This is a genomic window from Streptomyces sp. NPDC057474, from assembly GCF_042802555.1.
Taxonomy (GTDB): Bacteria; Actinomycetota; Actinomycetes; order Streptomycetales; family Streptomycetaceae; genus Streptomyces.
The window spans coordinates 59,922-74,965 of record NZ_JBHVDX010000022.1 but is presented as its reverse complement, the minus strand read 5'-3'; the positions used below and the strand labels follow the sequence as shown (position 1 = coordinate 74,965).

12 protein-coding genes and 2 pseudogenes are annotated in these 15,044 nt (G+C 71.5%); 6 read left to right on the top strand and 8 right to left on the bottom strand.

What is annotated here, in order from left to right; all coding sequences use genetic code 11:
• Both ACFU53_RS09305 and ACFU53_RS09300 read left to right on the top strand, forming a co-directional pair.
• On the top strand, window positions 1–857 hold an 857-nt coding region (locus tag ACFU53_RS09305; protein ID WP_383988102.1), incomplete at its 5' end, for an amidinotransferase.
• The gene (locus ACFU53_RS09300) at window positions 857–2,197 is read left to right on the top strand and encodes an alanine racemase (protein ID WP_383988099.1); all 1,341 of its coding nucleotides are present in this window, start codon (window positions 857–859) and stop codon (window positions 2,195–2,197) included. The genes ACFU53_RS09305 and ACFU53_RS09300, both read left to right, overlap by 1 nt.
• Here the strand turns inward: ACFU53_RS09300 and ACFU53_RS09295 are convergent.
• From ACFU53_RS09295 to ACFU53_RS09285, 3 genes and pseudogenes are all read right to left on the bottom strand, one after another.
• Window positions 2,137–3,384 (bottom strand): MFS transporter, encoded by a 1,248-nt coding sequence (locus ACFU53_RS09295; protein WP_383988096.1) that lies wholly within the window; start codon window positions 3,382–3,384, stop codon window positions 2,137–2,139. The genes ACFU53_RS09300 and ACFU53_RS09295 overlap by 61 nt on opposite strands.
• On the bottom strand, window positions 3,381–3,944 hold the full coding sequence (locus tag ACFU53_RS09290) for a methylated-DNA--[protein]-cysteine S-methyltransferase (RefSeq protein WP_383988093.1): 564 nt from the start codon (window positions 3,942–3,944) through the stop codon (window positions 3,381–3,383). Before ACFU53_RS09290 ends, ACFU53_RS09295 begins: the two co-directional genes overlap by 4 nt.
• Before the next feature lie 51 nt (window positions 3,945–3,995).
• Window positions 3,996–5,587: pseudogene (locus ACFU53_RS09285) on the bottom strand (DNA-3-methyladenine glycosylase 2 family protein).
• A gap of 203 nt (window positions 5,588–5,790) precedes the next feature.
• Here ACFU53_RS09285 and ACFU53_RS09280 point away from each other — a divergent pair.
• Window positions 5,791–6,996, top strand: coding sequence for a nitric oxide synthase oxygenase (locus tag ACFU53_RS09280; protein WP_383988090.1), 1,206 nt, complete (start codon window positions 5,791–5,793; stop codon window positions 6,994–6,996).
• Between the two features lie 15 nt (window positions 6,997–7,011).
• Here the strand turns inward: ACFU53_RS09280 and ACFU53_RS09275 are convergent, their stop codons facing one another.
• Window positions 7,012–7,962: a hypothetical protein gene (locus tag ACFU53_RS09275; RefSeq protein WP_383988087.1), complete on the bottom strand. Its 951-nt coding sequence runs from the start codon at window positions 7,960–7,962 to the stop codon at window positions 7,012–7,014.
• A 50-nt stretch (window positions 7,963–8,012) separates the two neighbouring features.
• Window positions 8,013–8,912: pseudogene (locus ACFU53_RS09270) on the bottom strand (DNA-3-methyladenine glycosylase family protein); the annotation flags it as partial.
• A 198-nt stretch (window positions 8,913–9,110) separates the two neighbouring features.
• Here ACFU53_RS09270 and ACFU53_RS09265 point away from each other — a divergent pair.
• The gene (locus tag ACFU53_RS09265; RefSeq protein WP_383988084.1) at window positions 9,111–9,803 is read left to right on the top strand and encodes a LuxR C-terminal-related transcriptional regulator; all 693 of its coding nucleotides are present in this window, start codon (window positions 9,111–9,113) and stop codon (window positions 9,801–9,803) included.
• Here the strand turns inward: ACFU53_RS09265 and ACFU53_RS09260 are convergent.
• Both ACFU53_RS09260 and ACFU53_RS09255 read right to left on the bottom strand, forming a co-directional pair.
• Complete coding sequence (locus ACFU53_RS09260; protein ID WP_383988081.1) at window positions 9,787–11,310, bottom strand: aKG-HExxH-type peptide beta-hydroxylase; 1,524 nt, start codon at window positions 11,308–11,310, stop codon at window positions 9,787–9,789. The genes ACFU53_RS09265 and ACFU53_RS09260 overlap by 17 nt on opposite strands.
• A gap of 86 nt (window positions 11,311–11,396) precedes the next feature.
• Window positions 11,397–11,531, bottom strand: a complete 135-nt coding sequence (locus tag ACFU53_RS09255) for a hypothetical protein (RefSeq protein WP_383988078.1) — start codon at window positions 11,529–11,531, stop codon at window positions 11,397–11,399.
• Window positions 11,532–11,747: 216 nt separating this feature from the next.
• Between ACFU53_RS09255 and ACFU53_RS09250 the strand changes: the two genes are divergently transcribed.
• Complete coding sequence (locus ACFU53_RS09250; protein WP_383988075.1) at window positions 11,748–12,974, top strand: MFS transporter; 1,227 nt, start codon at window positions 11,748–11,750, stop codon at window positions 12,972–12,974.
• 132 nt (window positions 12,975–13,106) lie between these two features.
• On the opposite strand, the gene ACFU53_RS09245 is transcribed toward ACFU53_RS09250, so the two are convergent.
• Window positions 13,107–13,253 carry a hypothetical protein gene (locus tag ACFU53_RS09245; protein ID WP_383988072.1) on the bottom strand — a complete coding sequence of 49 codons (147 nt, stop codon included), beginning with the start codon at window positions 13,251–13,253 and terminating at the stop codon, window positions 13,107–13,109.
• Between the two features lie 692 nt (window positions 13,254–13,945).
• Here ACFU53_RS09245 and ACFU53_RS09240 point away from each other — a divergent pair.
• Entirely contained in the window at window positions 13,946–14,929 is a 984-nt protein-coding gene (locus ACFU53_RS09240) for a cytochrome c oxidase subunit II (RefSeq protein ID WP_383988069.1), read from the top strand.
• Window positions 14,930–15,044 lie beyond the last annotated feature (115 nt).

Sequence of the window (15,044 nt, the reverse complement as noted above, 5' to 3'; positions counted from 1 at the left end):
TCCGGGAGGCCGCCCACGACCCCGTGCGCCGCCCCGACCCGCCGGACTTCTCCCGGCCGTTCGCCACCCCGGGCTGGTCCGTGCCGAACGGCATGTCGGTGGCCAACCCGCGCGACCTGCTGCTCGTCGTCGGGGACGAGATGATCGAGGTGCCGATGGCCGACCGCAACCGGTACTTCGAGGTGTGGCCCTACCGGAACCTGCTCACCGAGTACTTCCGGGGCGGCGCCCGCTGGACGGCGGCCCCGAAACCCCGGCTGACGGACGACCAGTACCACCCGGGGTACGAAGTGCCGCCCTGGTCCGAGGACATGAAGTTCTTCGTCACGGAGGCGGAGCCGGTCTTCGACGCGGCGGACATCATGCGCTGCGGTCGGGACCTGTTCATGGAGCGCAGCCATGTCACCAACCGCCTGGGTGTCGAGTGGCTCAGACGGCACCTCGGCCCAGAGTACCGCGTACACGAGATCGTCTCCCGCTATCCCAGGGCGATGCACATCGACACCTCCCTGCTGCCGCTCGCACCGGGCAAGGTCCTGGTCAACCCGGAGTTCCTGGACCCGGACTCGCTCCCGGAGGCGCTGCGGTCCTGGGACGTACTCATTGCTCCTGACCCGGTGATCACGCCGGTCATGGAGCGCGGCCTGATGAGCCGGTGGAGCAGTGTGAATGTGCTGATGCTCGACCCGGAGCACGTGGTGGTGGAGCGGTCGCAGACGCCGCTGATGAAGGCGTTCGAGAGCTGGGGCTTCGAGCCCGTGCCGTGCTCCTTCGAGCACTACACGGTCTTCGGCGGCTCGTTCCACTGCGCCACCCTGGACATCCGGCGCAGGGGAAGTCTGGAGTCGTACGTCTGATGACCGGACAGGTGGAGGAGGGCCGGGCCGCGGGCCTGCCGGTGCCGTGGCCGGCCCAGCAGTGGTCGCCCGGTGTGCCGCGTCCGGCGCTGCCCGCCGGGGCGGTGCCGGACGCGGTGGCCGGGCGGGTGCGCGACCTGCTCGCGGCCGGGGCCGACGAGCCGGTGTGCGCGTACGTCTACCAGCCGGGCGTGGCACGCCATCGGGCGGCCGCGCTGCGCGACCGGCTGCCCGGCTGGGCGGAGATCTACTACGCGGTGAAGGCGAACTCCTTCCCGCCGGTGCTCGCGGCCCTCGCCCCGGTCGTCGACGGAATGGACGTCGCCTCGGCACAGGAGGCGGAGGCGGCGCTGGCCGCCGGCGGCGGTGCGTCGCGGCTGATCGTCACCGGGCCCGGCAAGAGCGACCGGCTGCTGACCGCCGCGGTCCGGGCAGGGGCCGAATTCGTCAGTATCGAGAGCGAGTTCGAGCTGCACCGCCTTGACGCCGTCGCCCAGCGCGCGGGGCGCCGGATGCCGGTGGTGCTCCGGGTGAACTCCGCGACCGGCCCGCTCGACGGCGCGCTGCGGATGGACGGGCGGGCCACCCAGTTCGGCATCGGGGAGGACCGCCTTGCGGACGCCGTCGCCACCGCCCGGCGGCTGCCCGGCGTGGACCCGGTCGGCTACCACTTCCACGTGGTCTCCGGGAACCTCGACGCCGACCGGCACGCCGACCACGTGCTCTCGCGGCTGCGCTGGGCGGCGGCGGCGGCTCGGGAACACGGCATCGAACTGCGCGTGGTCGACGTGGGCGGTGGGCTTGGCGTGCCGCCGTACGGCGGGGCCCCGTTCGACCTGGACCGCTTCGCCGGGCGGCTCGCCGCCGTGCCGCCGCCCGGGGTGCGGGTCGTGTTCGAACCCGGCCGCTGGCTGGTCGCGGAGTGCGGTTACTACGCGGCCCAGGTGACCGACCTCAAGCGGACGGGCGGCGAGTGGTTCGCCGTCCTGGCCGGCGGCATCAACCACTTCATGCTGCCCGCCCTGCTGGAGGTGGCCGTGGAGGCGGCCGTGCTGCCCGTCGCGCGCTGGCTGTACTCCTGTCCACGCCCGGAGCTGCGGAACACCCCGGTGTCCCTGGCGGGCCCGCTGTGCACCCCGGAGGACATCCTGGCCAGGGGCATCACCGCCGATCGGCTGCGGGTCGGGGACATCGTGGTCTTCCCGACGGCGGGCGCGTACGGCTGGGAGTTCGCCGTGCGCGGCTTCCTGGGCCACCCGCCGGCGGTGCGGGCGACCGCTCAGCCGACCTCGGTGCGCTCCTCGGTGGCCGGCGTCCCGGCCGGGGGCGTCTCCTCCTGACCCGAGTACCGCAGCAGCCACAGCCCGGGCAGCCCGGCCAGCGCGACCATCACCGCCGCGGTCCAGCCGATCCCGCCGTGCAGCAGCAGCGGTGCGGCGATGGCCGAGCCCACCGGGGAGGTGCCCTGCATCAGGGTGCGCAGCGCGGCGAAGGCCCGGCCGTGCATCTCTGGCGGGATCCGGCGCATCCGCAGGGACTGCGCCCACACCGTCATCGGCGCGCTCAGCAGGCCCACGCAGAAGTACCCGATCCCGACCACCACGGGCTGGGACGCGGCCAGGACGGCGAGGAAACCGAGCGCCGCGCCCGCCTGGCACCAGCCGATCCGGCGCACCGACCCCCGGCCCGCGCGGGCCCCGGCCAGCGACGCCCCCACGAACTCGCCCGCCGCGAGGGACGCCATCAGCGCACCGAGCGCGGACGCCCCGCCCAGTTCGTTCTTGGCCAGCCACGGGCCGACGACCATCAGCAGCATGCCGTCGGCGACGTTGAACGCCATGAACGCGGCCGTGGTGACCACGATGACCTTGTCCCGGCCCACCACCCGCACCGAGGTCTTCGTCCCGGGCTCGCCCGGGACGTCGGCGGCCCGCTTCCCGGGCGGCGCCAGCGGCCGTCGTACGGTCGCCACGACCGCCGCGAAGACCAGGTAGCTGGCGGCGTCGATCAGCAGCACGTTCGGCGCGCCCATCGCGCCGACGAGCACACCGGCCAGCGCCGGGCCCACCACGGTGGCCACGCTGAAGCTGAGCGACTCCAGGGCGTTCGCGGTGTCCAGGTCGGGCTCGTCGACCAGTTGGGGGATCGCCGCCGGGAACCCGGCCAGCGGCACCATCTTCAGCAGGCCGTAGACCGCGGCGACGACGAACGGAAGCGCCGTCGGTACGTCTCCCAAGGCCGCGGCGAGCGGCACCGACGCCACACACAGCGCGCGGAGCACGCTGTCCGCGATCAGCACGGTGCGCTTGTCGAACCGGTCGAGCAGCGGCCCGACGGCGAGCCCGCCCAACACCACGGGAGCGGTGAAACACACGCCGAGCAGGCCGAGTTGCGCGGTGCCGCCGTCGTTGAGGACCAGCCAGGACAGCGCGAGCAGCGTCATCCCGTCGCCCAGCAGCGACACCGAAGCGCCGAACCAAACCCTGGCGAAGTCCCCGGATCCCAGCAGCCGCAGATACGCCCTCACCGGTCCTGGCCCTCCTGCCCGGCCGCGGCGGTCTTGGCGAGGGCGACCGGCGGCGGGGCCAGCGGCAGCAGTTCGCCGCTCTCGTGGGCGAGCAGCCAGCGTTTGACGTCCAGGCCGTAGTAGTAGCCGCCCAGGCTCCCGTCCGCACGGCGGATCCGGTGGCAGGGGACGATCAACGGCACCAGGTTGTACGCGCAGGACGCGCCCGCCGCCCGCGCCGCACCGGGCCGGCCCGCCCGCTCCGCCAGTTCCTGGTAGCTGACGGACGTACCCGGCTCGACGCGGCGCATCTCCTGCCAGGCGGCCAGCCGGAAGTCGTTGCCGAACTGGACGACGGGCAGGTCGTCCAGCGCCTCCACGGCCCCGTCGAAGTACGCCCGCACGCCCGACGCGTACGGCTCCAGCGTGGCGTGGACGCGCGGCGAGCCGTCCCGGTACGGCTGGGGCAGTTCCGCCAGCAGCGTCGGCGGGTCGTCGGTGAATCCGGCGGCGATGATGCCGCGGTCCAGGGTGATCATGCTGAACGGGCCGAGCGGGGTCGGCACCGTCGCGGTGTCCATCTTGGGCGTGCCTTTCGAAGGGGACGGGGGAACCATGCGCCGTGCCGGTGGCTAGCCGAGCCGGTGCCGGGCCGGCAGCCGGCCCGCGGCAGACAGGTACATGACGGCGTAGGAGCGCCAGGGGCGCCAGCGGTGCGCCGAGCCGTCCAGGTCACGGGGCAGGTCCGGGAGGCCGGGCAGTGAGCCGAGCACCCTGGGCAGGGTCCGGATCGCCGCGCAGACCGCAGGATCGCCCGCGTCGAAGGCGTCGGGATCGCCCAGGACGTGCATCGCGATCCGCTGGACGGTCCACGGCTCGACACCGGGCAGCCCAAGCAGCGCGGCGACGGCCGCCTCCCGGTCCGCGTCCCGCTCCAGGGACAGCTTCTCGTCGGCCACGGCACCGGCAAGCGTGCGTATGGCGGCGCATGCGGCCGACGCTCCCGCGCGAAGGTCGCCCGGGCCGGCCGCGAGCCATCCCGCGTTCGCGTCGGCCGGTGTCCGTGCCGCCGTCTCCGCGAGGGCTCCGGCCAGGTCGGCCTCGGCCAGCATCCCGGGAGAAGGGAACAGAGGTGCGGGGACGCCGTCGGACGCGGTGAGGGGTTCGCCGTAGCGGGCCACCAGCCATCCGCACAGCTGTCGGGCCTGGTCGGGCGGCAGGTACTGCTCGGTGAGCAGACGGACCGCCAGTTCGAAGCCGTCCGCGCAGCCCGGCACGCGCAGGCCCGGCGTCGCCCGGACCAGCGGACCCAGCCGGGGGTCCTGGCCCAGCGCCTCGGTCACCGCGGCGGGGTCGGAGTCGAGATCGAGGAGGTCGCGGCGGTGACGTCCCGCAGGTCCGACAGCCACAGCCGCACGGTCACCTGCTGGTGCTTCGCGTCCCGGTCCGACCGGGCGCCGGTGAAGTCGAGCTCCGCCCGGCCGCCGCCGCGCGGCAGCCGCAGGGTCCGGCGGAGCCGGCGGTCCCCGACGTCCTCCACGCCGGGCAGCGCCATGTCCCGGAACCAAGAGAGCAGGGCGGCCGCCGCGAGCGGAGGGCGGTAGCGCAGCCGGAGCACCAGCGGGTCGGCCTGCGCCCCCTGTGCCCCGTCGGCCACTGTCCCGGACGGCGCCGCGGCCTGTCCTTTCCCCCGCGTCTTCCCGGTGCGGCGCAGTTCCCGTGGCGAGCAGCCGAAGGCGGCGCGGAACCCGTCGTTGAACTGGCGGATGCTGGAGTACCCAGCGGCGAAGGCGACGTCCAGCAGCGGCAGCGAGCTGGACTCGATCAGCAGCCGCGCCACCTGGTTGCGGCGGTTCAGGGCCAGGGCGAGCGGGCCGACCCCGACCTCCGCGACGAGCTGGCGGTGCAGATGGCGCTCGCTCACGGCGAGTTGTGCGGCGACGCCCGCCACGCCGATCTCGTCCACGGCGCCGCGCGCGATGAGCCGCAGCGCGCGGGCCACCAGGTCGCCGCGCACGTTCCACTCGGGTGAGGAGGGGTGAACCTCGGGACGGCAGCGGCGGCAGGCCCGGAAGCCGGCCGCCTCGGCCGCCGCGGAGATGCGGAAGAAGCGCACGTTCTCCGGCTTCGGTGTGCGTGAGCCGCACACGGGACGGCAGTAGATGCCCGTCGTGGTGACCGCCACGTAAAAGGTCCCGTCGAACCGGGAGTCTCTGCTGGCCATGGCCCGGTAGTAGGTCTCGAAATCCAGCACGCCGACATTCTTGCCTCACTTCCGCCCCCACGTCTGGCGGGAATCGGACATGGTGATCCGAGGCCGGGCGCGCCATGGCCGCGGAGGACCTCAGCAATTAGAATGATCGTCCGATCGAACCCGCTCCAGGATGTCCCCTACCGTCGGCCGAAATGCCGCAGTGAGGAAGTCCGATGACAATCCGTCAGGGGGGAGGCGGAGTGCGCTCCGGGAATTGGGTGGTGGATCTCGGCGAGGCGGAGGCGTTTCTCCGCCAGTACCACCAGGAAACCGGCCGCGGCGACCTGCTGTATCCCCGCCTTGCCGAGGTGCGCCGGCAGCTGGACGAGACCGGAACGTACCGGCACACTCCCGAGGAACTCACCTTCGGCGCACGCGTGGCCTGGCGGAACTCCGCCCGCTGCATCGGCCGGCTCTACTGGCAGAGTCTCCAGGTGCGCGACCGCAGAGACGTCACGGACGCCGCCGAGGTGGCCGCCGAGTGCGTCGCCCATCTGCGGGCCGCCACCAACGGCGGCCGGATCCGGCCGGTCATCACGGTCTTCGGCCCGGACGACGCCGCCGGTCCGCCCGTACTGATCTGGAACGAACAGCTCGTCCGGTACGCCGGCCACCTCAGGTTCGAGGGCGGTTACACCGGAGACCCGCACGGCTTCGGCCTCGCCGAACTCGCCACCCGCCTGGGCTGGCAGCCTCCCGGCAGACCGTTCGACGTGCTCCCCCTCGTCATCGAGACCAGGGAGCAGGGCCTGAGCATGTTCGAGATCCCCGACGAGGACGTCCTCGAAGTCCCGATCGTCCACCCCTCCCTCGACTGGTTCGCCGACCTCGGCCTGCGCTGGTACGCGGTGCCCGCCATCTCCCACATGCGGCTGCGCATCGGCGGTCTCTCCTACCCGGCGGCGCCCTTCAACGGCTGGTACATGGGCACGGAGATCGGCGTCCGCAACCTGTGCGACACCGACCGCTACAACGTCCTGCCCGAGGTGGGCCGCCGCCTCGGCCTGGACACCTCCAGCGACCGCACCCTCTGGCGCGACCAGGCGCTGGTGGAGGTCAACCGGGCCGTCCTGCACTCCTTCGACAGCGCCGACGTCACGCTCAGCGACCACCACACGGAATCCGAGCGGTTCCTGAAGCACCTGGCCAGGGAGGAGCTTGCGGGCCGGTCCTGCCCGGCGGACTGGTCGTGGATCGTGCCACCGATGTCCGGGGCGCTCACCCCGGTCTTCCACCGCTACTACGACGACAGCCGCCCCCGCCCCGACTTCCACCTCGACGAGGCCGCCCGGCTGCGGGCCGACGGCATCAGCCCTCGGCCGGACCCCCGCCTCGGCACCCGGGCGCCGGCCCGCAGATGCCCGGTGTCGCACGGCTGAGGGCGGACACCCGGCTCAGCCCCCGGCCACCGGCCCGACGACCGTCCCCGAGAGAAACTCCGCGGAGAACTGCTGTACGTCGACGGGGGAGCCGACGACCAGCCGGGCCCGCAGGGGATGACGTGCCGAACGGCCGGTCCCGAGCCCGGTCCCGTCGGCGTACTCCAGCATGAGCGCCGGGTCCGACAGTCTGTCCAGGGACAGCACCAGGTCGGCCTCGTCCCACGCGCCGGGGTCGGTGAAGTCCTGGGAAGCCACGGCCTCGAAGCCCATGCGGCTCTTGAAGGTGAACAGGCCCGGCTGCGCCAGGTGGCCGTAGAGGTTCGGGTCGTCGCCGAGGGTCGCCCACGTGTATCCCTTCTCGCGGGCCAGCTGCATGGCGGTGCAGTACAGGGCCCGTGGGTAACCGGCCCGCCGGGCGGGCTCGGTGACGGCGGACCAGCGGATCCGGATCGCGCTCTCGTCCGGGCCTTCGAGCGCCAGACACCCGCCGATCAGCTCGTCCGCGTGGTACAGGAACACACCGAAATACTTCTCCGGACCCTCCAGGATCGTCGTACGGAACCGCCGTGCGAACGCCACGCCGTACCGCATCGCGGCGATCCGGTCCTCGTACAGATCCAGGAACGGGTCGAGGCTGTCCGCCGACACCCGGTCCTCCACGACCTCCCGGACACCCTCCGCCACCATCCGCCGCCGCGCCCGGTGGACGTACTGACGGCTCTTGCGCGGAATTCCGGCGAGAAAGGAGTGCTCGCTCGCTCCGAGCCGGGCCAGCCAGGTGAGAGTGGCCGGTTTTCGGACGAAGCCGCGGCGGGCCAGTTCGTCCCAGGTCTCCGGTGGCGGATTCATCATCCGTACGACGGCCACCGGACGGTCCAGCCGGGTCCAGGGGGCGGGATCCTGCTCCAGGTCCTCGGGCTGGATCGATGCCACCGGTAGTCCGAAGTCGTCGACGATTTCCATGGGTTCCTTTCCTGCGCTGTTTCCGGTGCGGTGACAAGGCTGCGGGAATCTCAGCCGGGCGCGGCGGTGGGCAGGGTGCCGGGCATGTGGTTGACGGGGTGGTCGTCGAAGGCCCAGAGGTACTGCACGGCGTAGGCACGCCACGGCTGCCAGACCCGCGCCCGACGGATCAGCGCGGCGGGCGTGACGGGCAGCCCCAGCCCCTGCGCGGCCAGCCGGACACCGAGATCGGTGGCGACGAACGCGTCCGGATCGCCCAGCGCCCGCATCGCGATCATCCCGACCGTCCAGGGCCCCACCCCGGGCAGCGCAGCGAGCGCTGACAGGGCCTGTGCCGTGTCGCCGCCGGGCGTGAGATCGACGCCCCCGGACGCGAGCGCGGCGACCAGGCCGACGAGGGTGTCACGGCGCGCACGCGGCATGGCGAGCGCGTCCGGATCCAGCCCCAGCAGCGCGGCCGGCTCGGGGAACAGCCGGGTGAGACCGCCGTGCGGATCGTCGACCGGCTCGCCGTGCGCCGCCGCGAGACGCCCCGCGAGTGTGCGCGCGGCCGCGGTGGAGACCTGCTGTCCGAGAACGGCCCGTACGGCGAACTCGGCCGGGTCGTTCGTACCCGGCACCCGGCGCCCCGGGTGCCACGCGACGAGCGGCGCGAGTACGGGGTCCTCGCGGAGGTGTCCGTCGATGGTCTCCGGATCGGCGTCGAGGTCGAGCATCCGGCGGCACTGCTCCACCGCGACGGGCAGGTCACGGCGGTCGGTGAGCACGAGTTCGCAGCCGACATGGCCGTCCATGGGCCGCAGCGAGACGATCCCGTACCCGCCGGGCAGCCGCAGTGTGCGCCGGTACGCCCCGTCGCGCCACTCCTCCACACCCGGCACCGCCGTGGCCGCGAGATGCCCGAACAGATTGTCCGGGCACAGCGGTTCCCGGTACGTCAACCGCAGTGAGGCCAGCACCGCCCCAGTATGGAACGCGCACGCTCCTGGCAGCGGATTTCCGGCCACCGAAATACCCAACTTCCCTCCCTGTCATGGCTGTTGGCAAACGCGCCGACGACGGCACCGGGGCGAAGCCGGGTAGCGCGATAAGCTGCGGCAAGGACTTTGGACCGGCTCGGGTGCTCGGGCGTGAGGATGGACTCAAGGATGGCCGATGCGGTCCGCGGTGCCGGTGCGTGCGTGGTGTTGATCGAGAGCATTCCCCTGGTCCTGCACGGATTACGGGCCGCGCTGGAGGGCGACGGATTCACCGTCCCCAGCGCGACCGGAGACCCGCACGCGGGGGTGCGGGCGGTGCTCGAACAGCGGCCCGAGGTGGTCTTCGTCGACCTCGACCTGCCCGGTGGTACGGGAGTCGGACTGCTCCAGCGACTGCATCGGCAGTGCCCGGCGACACGGATGATCGTCGCGGTGTCCCCGCAGCACGACGACGACAGCCTCCTGCTGGCCGCGCTGATGGCCGGCGCGACGGGCTATCTCCTCAAGGACACGGAGACCGCGGACCTCCTGCGCATCGTACGGGCCGTGCAACGGGGTTGCGTCACACTCGGCCCCCGGATCGGCGACAGTCTCTCCGCCCTTCTCATGCGCCTGGCGGGAACCGACGAGACCCCTCAGTTCCCGGCGCTCACCAATCGGGAACGGGAAGTACTGCGACTGGTCTCCCTCGGCTACGGAAACCGCCGGATAGCACGGGAGTTGTTCATTTCGGAGAAGACCGTACGCAATTATGTCTCGGCCATCCTGCCGAAGATTCACGCCTCCAGCCGTTCGGAGGCCATTCTTTCCGTACGGCTGTCGGGGACCCCCTCAAGCGAAAGCGTCAGCCGCGTCGGGTGATGAGGCCGGCGGCCACGAGTTGCCGCACGCTGTCGCTCACATGCCGATCGACCTCGGCGGAGCCGGCCGACAGTCCGGCCGCGTCGGCGTACGCGGTGCGCAGCGAGTCGAGGTCCCGCCCGTCGCACAGCGAGTAGACCGTCCACGAGCGCGAGTTGAGCCAGTGCATCCGGGCCGAAGCGGCGTCGCCGACGACGAGCTGCCCCAGGCTGGGCAGGGCGCATGCGTCCACTGGGGTGACCCGCTGGAGTACGCCCGTGAGCGACACGGTGGCTGAGGGGGGCCGGGCCGCTGTCTCGGCACGGTCTTGGGGCGTCGGCGCGTCCCCGTCCACCAGGTGGAGCACGGTGAGGAGCCAGCGCGCGAACCGGTGCCCGTTCTCGGTCAACGCCTCTTCGGGCAGCGCCAGGACGCGTTCGGCGAGGTAGCGGGCCCGTTCCGCGCTGGTCCGGTGGCTTCCCCGCAGCGCGGCGGGGGTACCGGGGCTGGGCTCGTCGATGACCTCGGCCGCCGGGGGCGGGCCGAACCTCTTCCGTACCGCCTCGTCCGCGGCAGCGGCCGCGGCCTGGAAGACCAGCAGGTGCACGTAGAAGTGGAGGGCGACGAACACCCGGATGGCCGTCCAGGACCCGATGCGCCACGGGATCGGAACCCGCTCCGTGGCGTTCCTGACCACGGAGCCGGTCCGCAACGCGTCGAAGAGCTTGAGATGGGAGCCCTCGTGCAACAGGCTCTCGGCGGCGAGCCACGGGTTCGTACAGCGTTCGGGGGCCATCAGCACCGACGACGGGAGCGGGTCACCACCGGACATCGACTGGAGAGGGCCTTCCTGGGTCTGCCGGCGGGTGAAGCCGACCATGGTGATGTGCCCGAGCACGCTCGCCCCCGCCGCGGGCATCAGCGACGCGAGGAGTTCCGCGCCCTCCCGCAGGGTGGCGCGGTCGGCGCTCGTCGGATTGACCGGGACCTGCGCGGGGCCGTCACCGAGCGCGTCGCGGTACAGCTCCATGAGGCGCTCGCCGAGCATCTCGTCCACCGGGTCACGCGGCTTCAACTCGGTGAGGAGCCACGCGTTCCCGAGGCCGGGCCAGGCGCGACGGCGAGGTTGGGTGAGGCCTTCGCAGGGTCCCACGGAGGACGGGTCGGTCACCGGCCGTTCGCCCCTGTACTCGACCAAGTACCGGCCGAACGCGCTCCGCTCGAGCGTGCCGTTCTCCAGGCGCAGGATGTCGTCCTCGAAGCAGTGCCGCAGCACCGGGTCGAACAACAGCGGACGCAGCCGCTCCTCCGGCTCCGCGGCCGTCGTACGCAGCGCCTGCGCGCAGGTGTCGTCCCGGCGGGCCAGCATGGTCAACCCCAGCCGGAAACGGGCGTAGTTGCGCTCACCGACGGCTGCGGAGTCGCCGAACTGCCGGTCGGCACAGAGCAGGGTGTCGGCCCGGGCCACCGCGTCGGAGGAGGAAAGGCCGGTGGAGGGGAGACCAGTGGAGGGGAGCTCGGACCACACGACGAACCGTCCTTCGGTATCAGGCGCAGAAGGCAGGCGCGGCGCCACCGGCGGGGACGCCGCCCCTGCCGGGTGCGCCCGGTGCGTCAGGCGGTCAGTGCAGCCTGGTAGGAGGGAAGCCAGGCCCGTTCCGCCGGCGAGTCGGTGGCCACGTCCGGGGCCTCCTCCTCGAGATACGTCCGAGGGGCCAGCTCGGGTACGTCGATGTGGTCGATCAGCATGTCCTATCCCTTTCAGTCGGTGACGGAGCAGGTGGGGCAGGCGGATCAGCACCTCAGGACCGGTGGAGGAACGTGGATACCAGGCCGGAGGCACCTGCACGCTGCGCCATTCTCCGGCATCACACGTCCCAGGATGATGGGACCGCTGTCCCGGTTCTTGTCCCGCCCCGGGCACGACGGTGGACTGGACCACGGCACCCCCGGCACGCTACCCCCGTGACGACCACCCCCGATTCGCAGCGGCACGCCACCTACCGGGAAGTACTGGCGAATCCGCGCTTCCGGCTGCTGTTCGTGACCAGAACCCTGACGGTCACCGCCGACTCACTGCGGATCATGACCCTGTCGGTGCTGGTCTTCACGACGACCGGCTCACCGCTCCTGGGCGCCCTGACCTTCGGAGTCGGCTTCCTGCCGCAGCTCGCGGGCTCGCTCTTCCTCGGCTCGCTCGCCGACCGTGTCCGCCCGCGCCTGCTCGTCGTCGCGGGCCACGTCCTGTTCTGCGCAACGGCTGCCGCGGCAGGGCTGGTTCACCTGCCGGTGCCGGTGCTCCTGCTCCTGTTCGCCGCCGTGGCCTGTCTGACCCCGGTCTTCAGCGGCGTGTCCATACGGCTCGTCGCCGAGACGCTCACCGGCGACGCCTACGTCCTCGGGCGCTCGCTGTCCAACATGTCCGCGTCCGCAGCCCAGTTGATCGGCCTGGCCGGCGGCGGTGTCGCGATCGCATCGCTGGGACCGCGGAACTCACTGCTGCTCAGTTCGGGTGCGTATCTCGTCGCCGCGATCGCCGTCCGCGTACGACTGCCCGACCTGCCCGGGCCCGCCGAGACACCGCGGCACGGCTCCGGTCCGTCGGTGCTCCGCCACAGCTGGTCGGAGAGCGGAAAACTGCTCGCCGACCGGACCGTACGGACGCTGCTACTCGCCCAGTGGCTGCCTTCCGCGTTCGTCGCCGGCGCCGAGAGCCTGGTCGTCCCGTTCGCGGGCGGTCAGAGCATGTCCGTCGGCTCCACGGGAACCCTGCTCGCCTGTCTGCCGGTCGGCATGCTCGCCGGGGACCTGGTCGTCGGCCGCTTCCTCGCCCCCGCCGCACGAGAACGCCTGGTCCCCGCGCTGGTGACGGTCCTCGGCGCGCCGCTGCTCATCTTCGCCGTCGATCCGCCGTGGGTGGTGTGCGCGGTGCTCCTCCTGATCACCGGGACGGGTTTCGCCTACGGACTCGGCCTCCAACGCCCCTTCCTGGACGCGGTCCCGGAAACAGCACGCGGCCAGGCGTTCGGCCTGCTCTCCGCCGGAATGATGTCGTCGCAGGGCCTGGGCCCTGTCGCGTTCGGAACCATCGCCGAGTTCACTGGCGCAGGAACGGCCATGGCCCTGTCCGGCCTGGCAACGCTGGGCATCGCCATCCAACTGACGCGACGACGCACGACGTCCGACAGCTAGCGCGGAGAGCCACCCACCGGACTACGCCCCTCCAAGCCCCTTCGCGGCCGGCTCCGGAATCTCCACGCACTCCACATGATGAGTCATCGGGAACACGTCGCCTTCGAGGAGCAGCCTGCTACGCGAACGGCGTCAGGCCCACACCTTGTACTCATCAACGAAGTACGGCCACGGCTGTCGGCCGGCTCTGCCCTTCCGAAGCAGCTGGTCCATGCCGCGCGCCCAGGCCTGCAGATCGCTCAGCTCCAGCATGAGCTGCTCGAGCCCTGCTCCAGCCATCGTGACCTGACGGGCCCTGCCCTCGAATGATCAGGACAGGCTGGGCTGTTCCCATCTCGGCTCCGTCCTGCAGAACCCACTCGGCATTCAATCCATGCTTGCGAAGCTCTTCAACGAGGTCGTCGGACGACAGTGCCACGGAGAAGACGGGAACATCAGCGACGAGGCCAGCACACTGTGCCGGCTGGGGCGGACAGATGCCCCACGGCATGGCCATGGTGTTGCGCGCCGCGCTGTCCCCGCTGCTGAAGCAGATGTGCTGTCCCGTCAGCCGCATACGACGCAGCAGTGCCGCGTATGCGGCATGGAACTGCCGGGTTGCTTCCTCCGCATCCCACCTGTTCCCAGCTGCCGCGATGTCGAGCGCCAGGAGACCACGCTGCCCCGGCACGCGCATCGTCTTCAGCCCCTCCTGGTGGGCACGGCCCAAGGCGTCACTCAGCACGGACAGATGGGTGGCGTAGGCACGCCGGTCTCGACGAGATGTGCATTGCCTCCGTCGCCGACTGGATCGAACGCCACCTCACGAGTAGAGCGCCGACGGCGCGTTGGACACTTTGCCGATGTGACACTCAGTAGTGTTTTGTCCGCATAAAGATCCATACATTCTGTCCGTGTGGGGCCGACGACCGACCAGTGCGACGGTCGCGGGCGCCCCGGTCCGCGGGCTCAGACGCTCGGGAAGGCACCACGTGAGTCCCAACGGCTGTGACCGATCGCTGCGACGTCCGATGCGTCGGACACGTCGGACGCTACTGCAGGCGCTGACCGTCGGCCTGGTCCTGGCGACCGCCTCTGGTTGCGAGGCCACATGGCGGGACTTCCCCCGCCTCGGGATGCCCACCCCGGTCACGGAAGAGGCACCGCGGATCCTTTCCCTGTGGCAGGGCTCGTGGGCGGCCGCGCTCACCGTGGGCGCGCTGGTGTGGGGGCTGATCCTCTGGGCGGCGATCTTCCACCGGCGCAGCCGGACCAAAACCGAGGTTCCCCCGCAGTCCCGGTACAACATGCCCATCGAGGTGCTGTACACCGTGGTCCCGCTCATCATCGTCTCGGTGCTGTTCTATTTCACTGCCCGTGACGAGGCCGAGCTCCTCGAACTCTCCGAGAAGCCCGCTCACACCGTCGGTGTGGTCGGCTTCCAGTGGAGCTGGGCCTTCAACTACGTCGAGGACGTGGACGGCAGAGCCGAGACGGGCGACGCGAAGGCCGACCCGGCCATGGGCATCGTTCCGGACAGATACCGCAGGGCCTTCCCGCCGGGCGCCGAGGGTGTCTTCGACGTCGGCGTCCCCGGCGCCCGCAACCCGCAGACGGGCAACCCGGGTCCGACCCTGTGGCTGCCCAAGGGCGAGAAGGTCCGGTTCGTGCTGTCCTCGCGTGATGTCATCCACTCCTTCTGGGTGCTGCCGTTCCTGATGAAGCAGGACGTCTTCCCCGGCCACAACGTCAATGTCTTCGAGGTGACGCCCACGCAGGAGGGCACCTACCGGGGCAAGTGCGCCGAGCTCTGCGGCGTCGACCACGCCCGGATGCTCTTCAACGTCAAGGTCGTCTCTCCGGAGCGCTACCAGGAGCACCTGCAGCAGCTGGCCGACAAGGGACAGCGCGGCTTCCTCCCGGCTGGCATCGAGATCACCGACCCGGCCAGGAACGACGAGCCACGCAAACTGTGAGGGGGGCCGCCCCCGTGGCGGTGCCCTCGGCGCGGAGTAGGAACATCGGGGCCGGGGTACTCGGTCTTTCCCGCGAAGGGAGGCGCCGTGAACGGGACTGGAGTTCGAGAGCCCG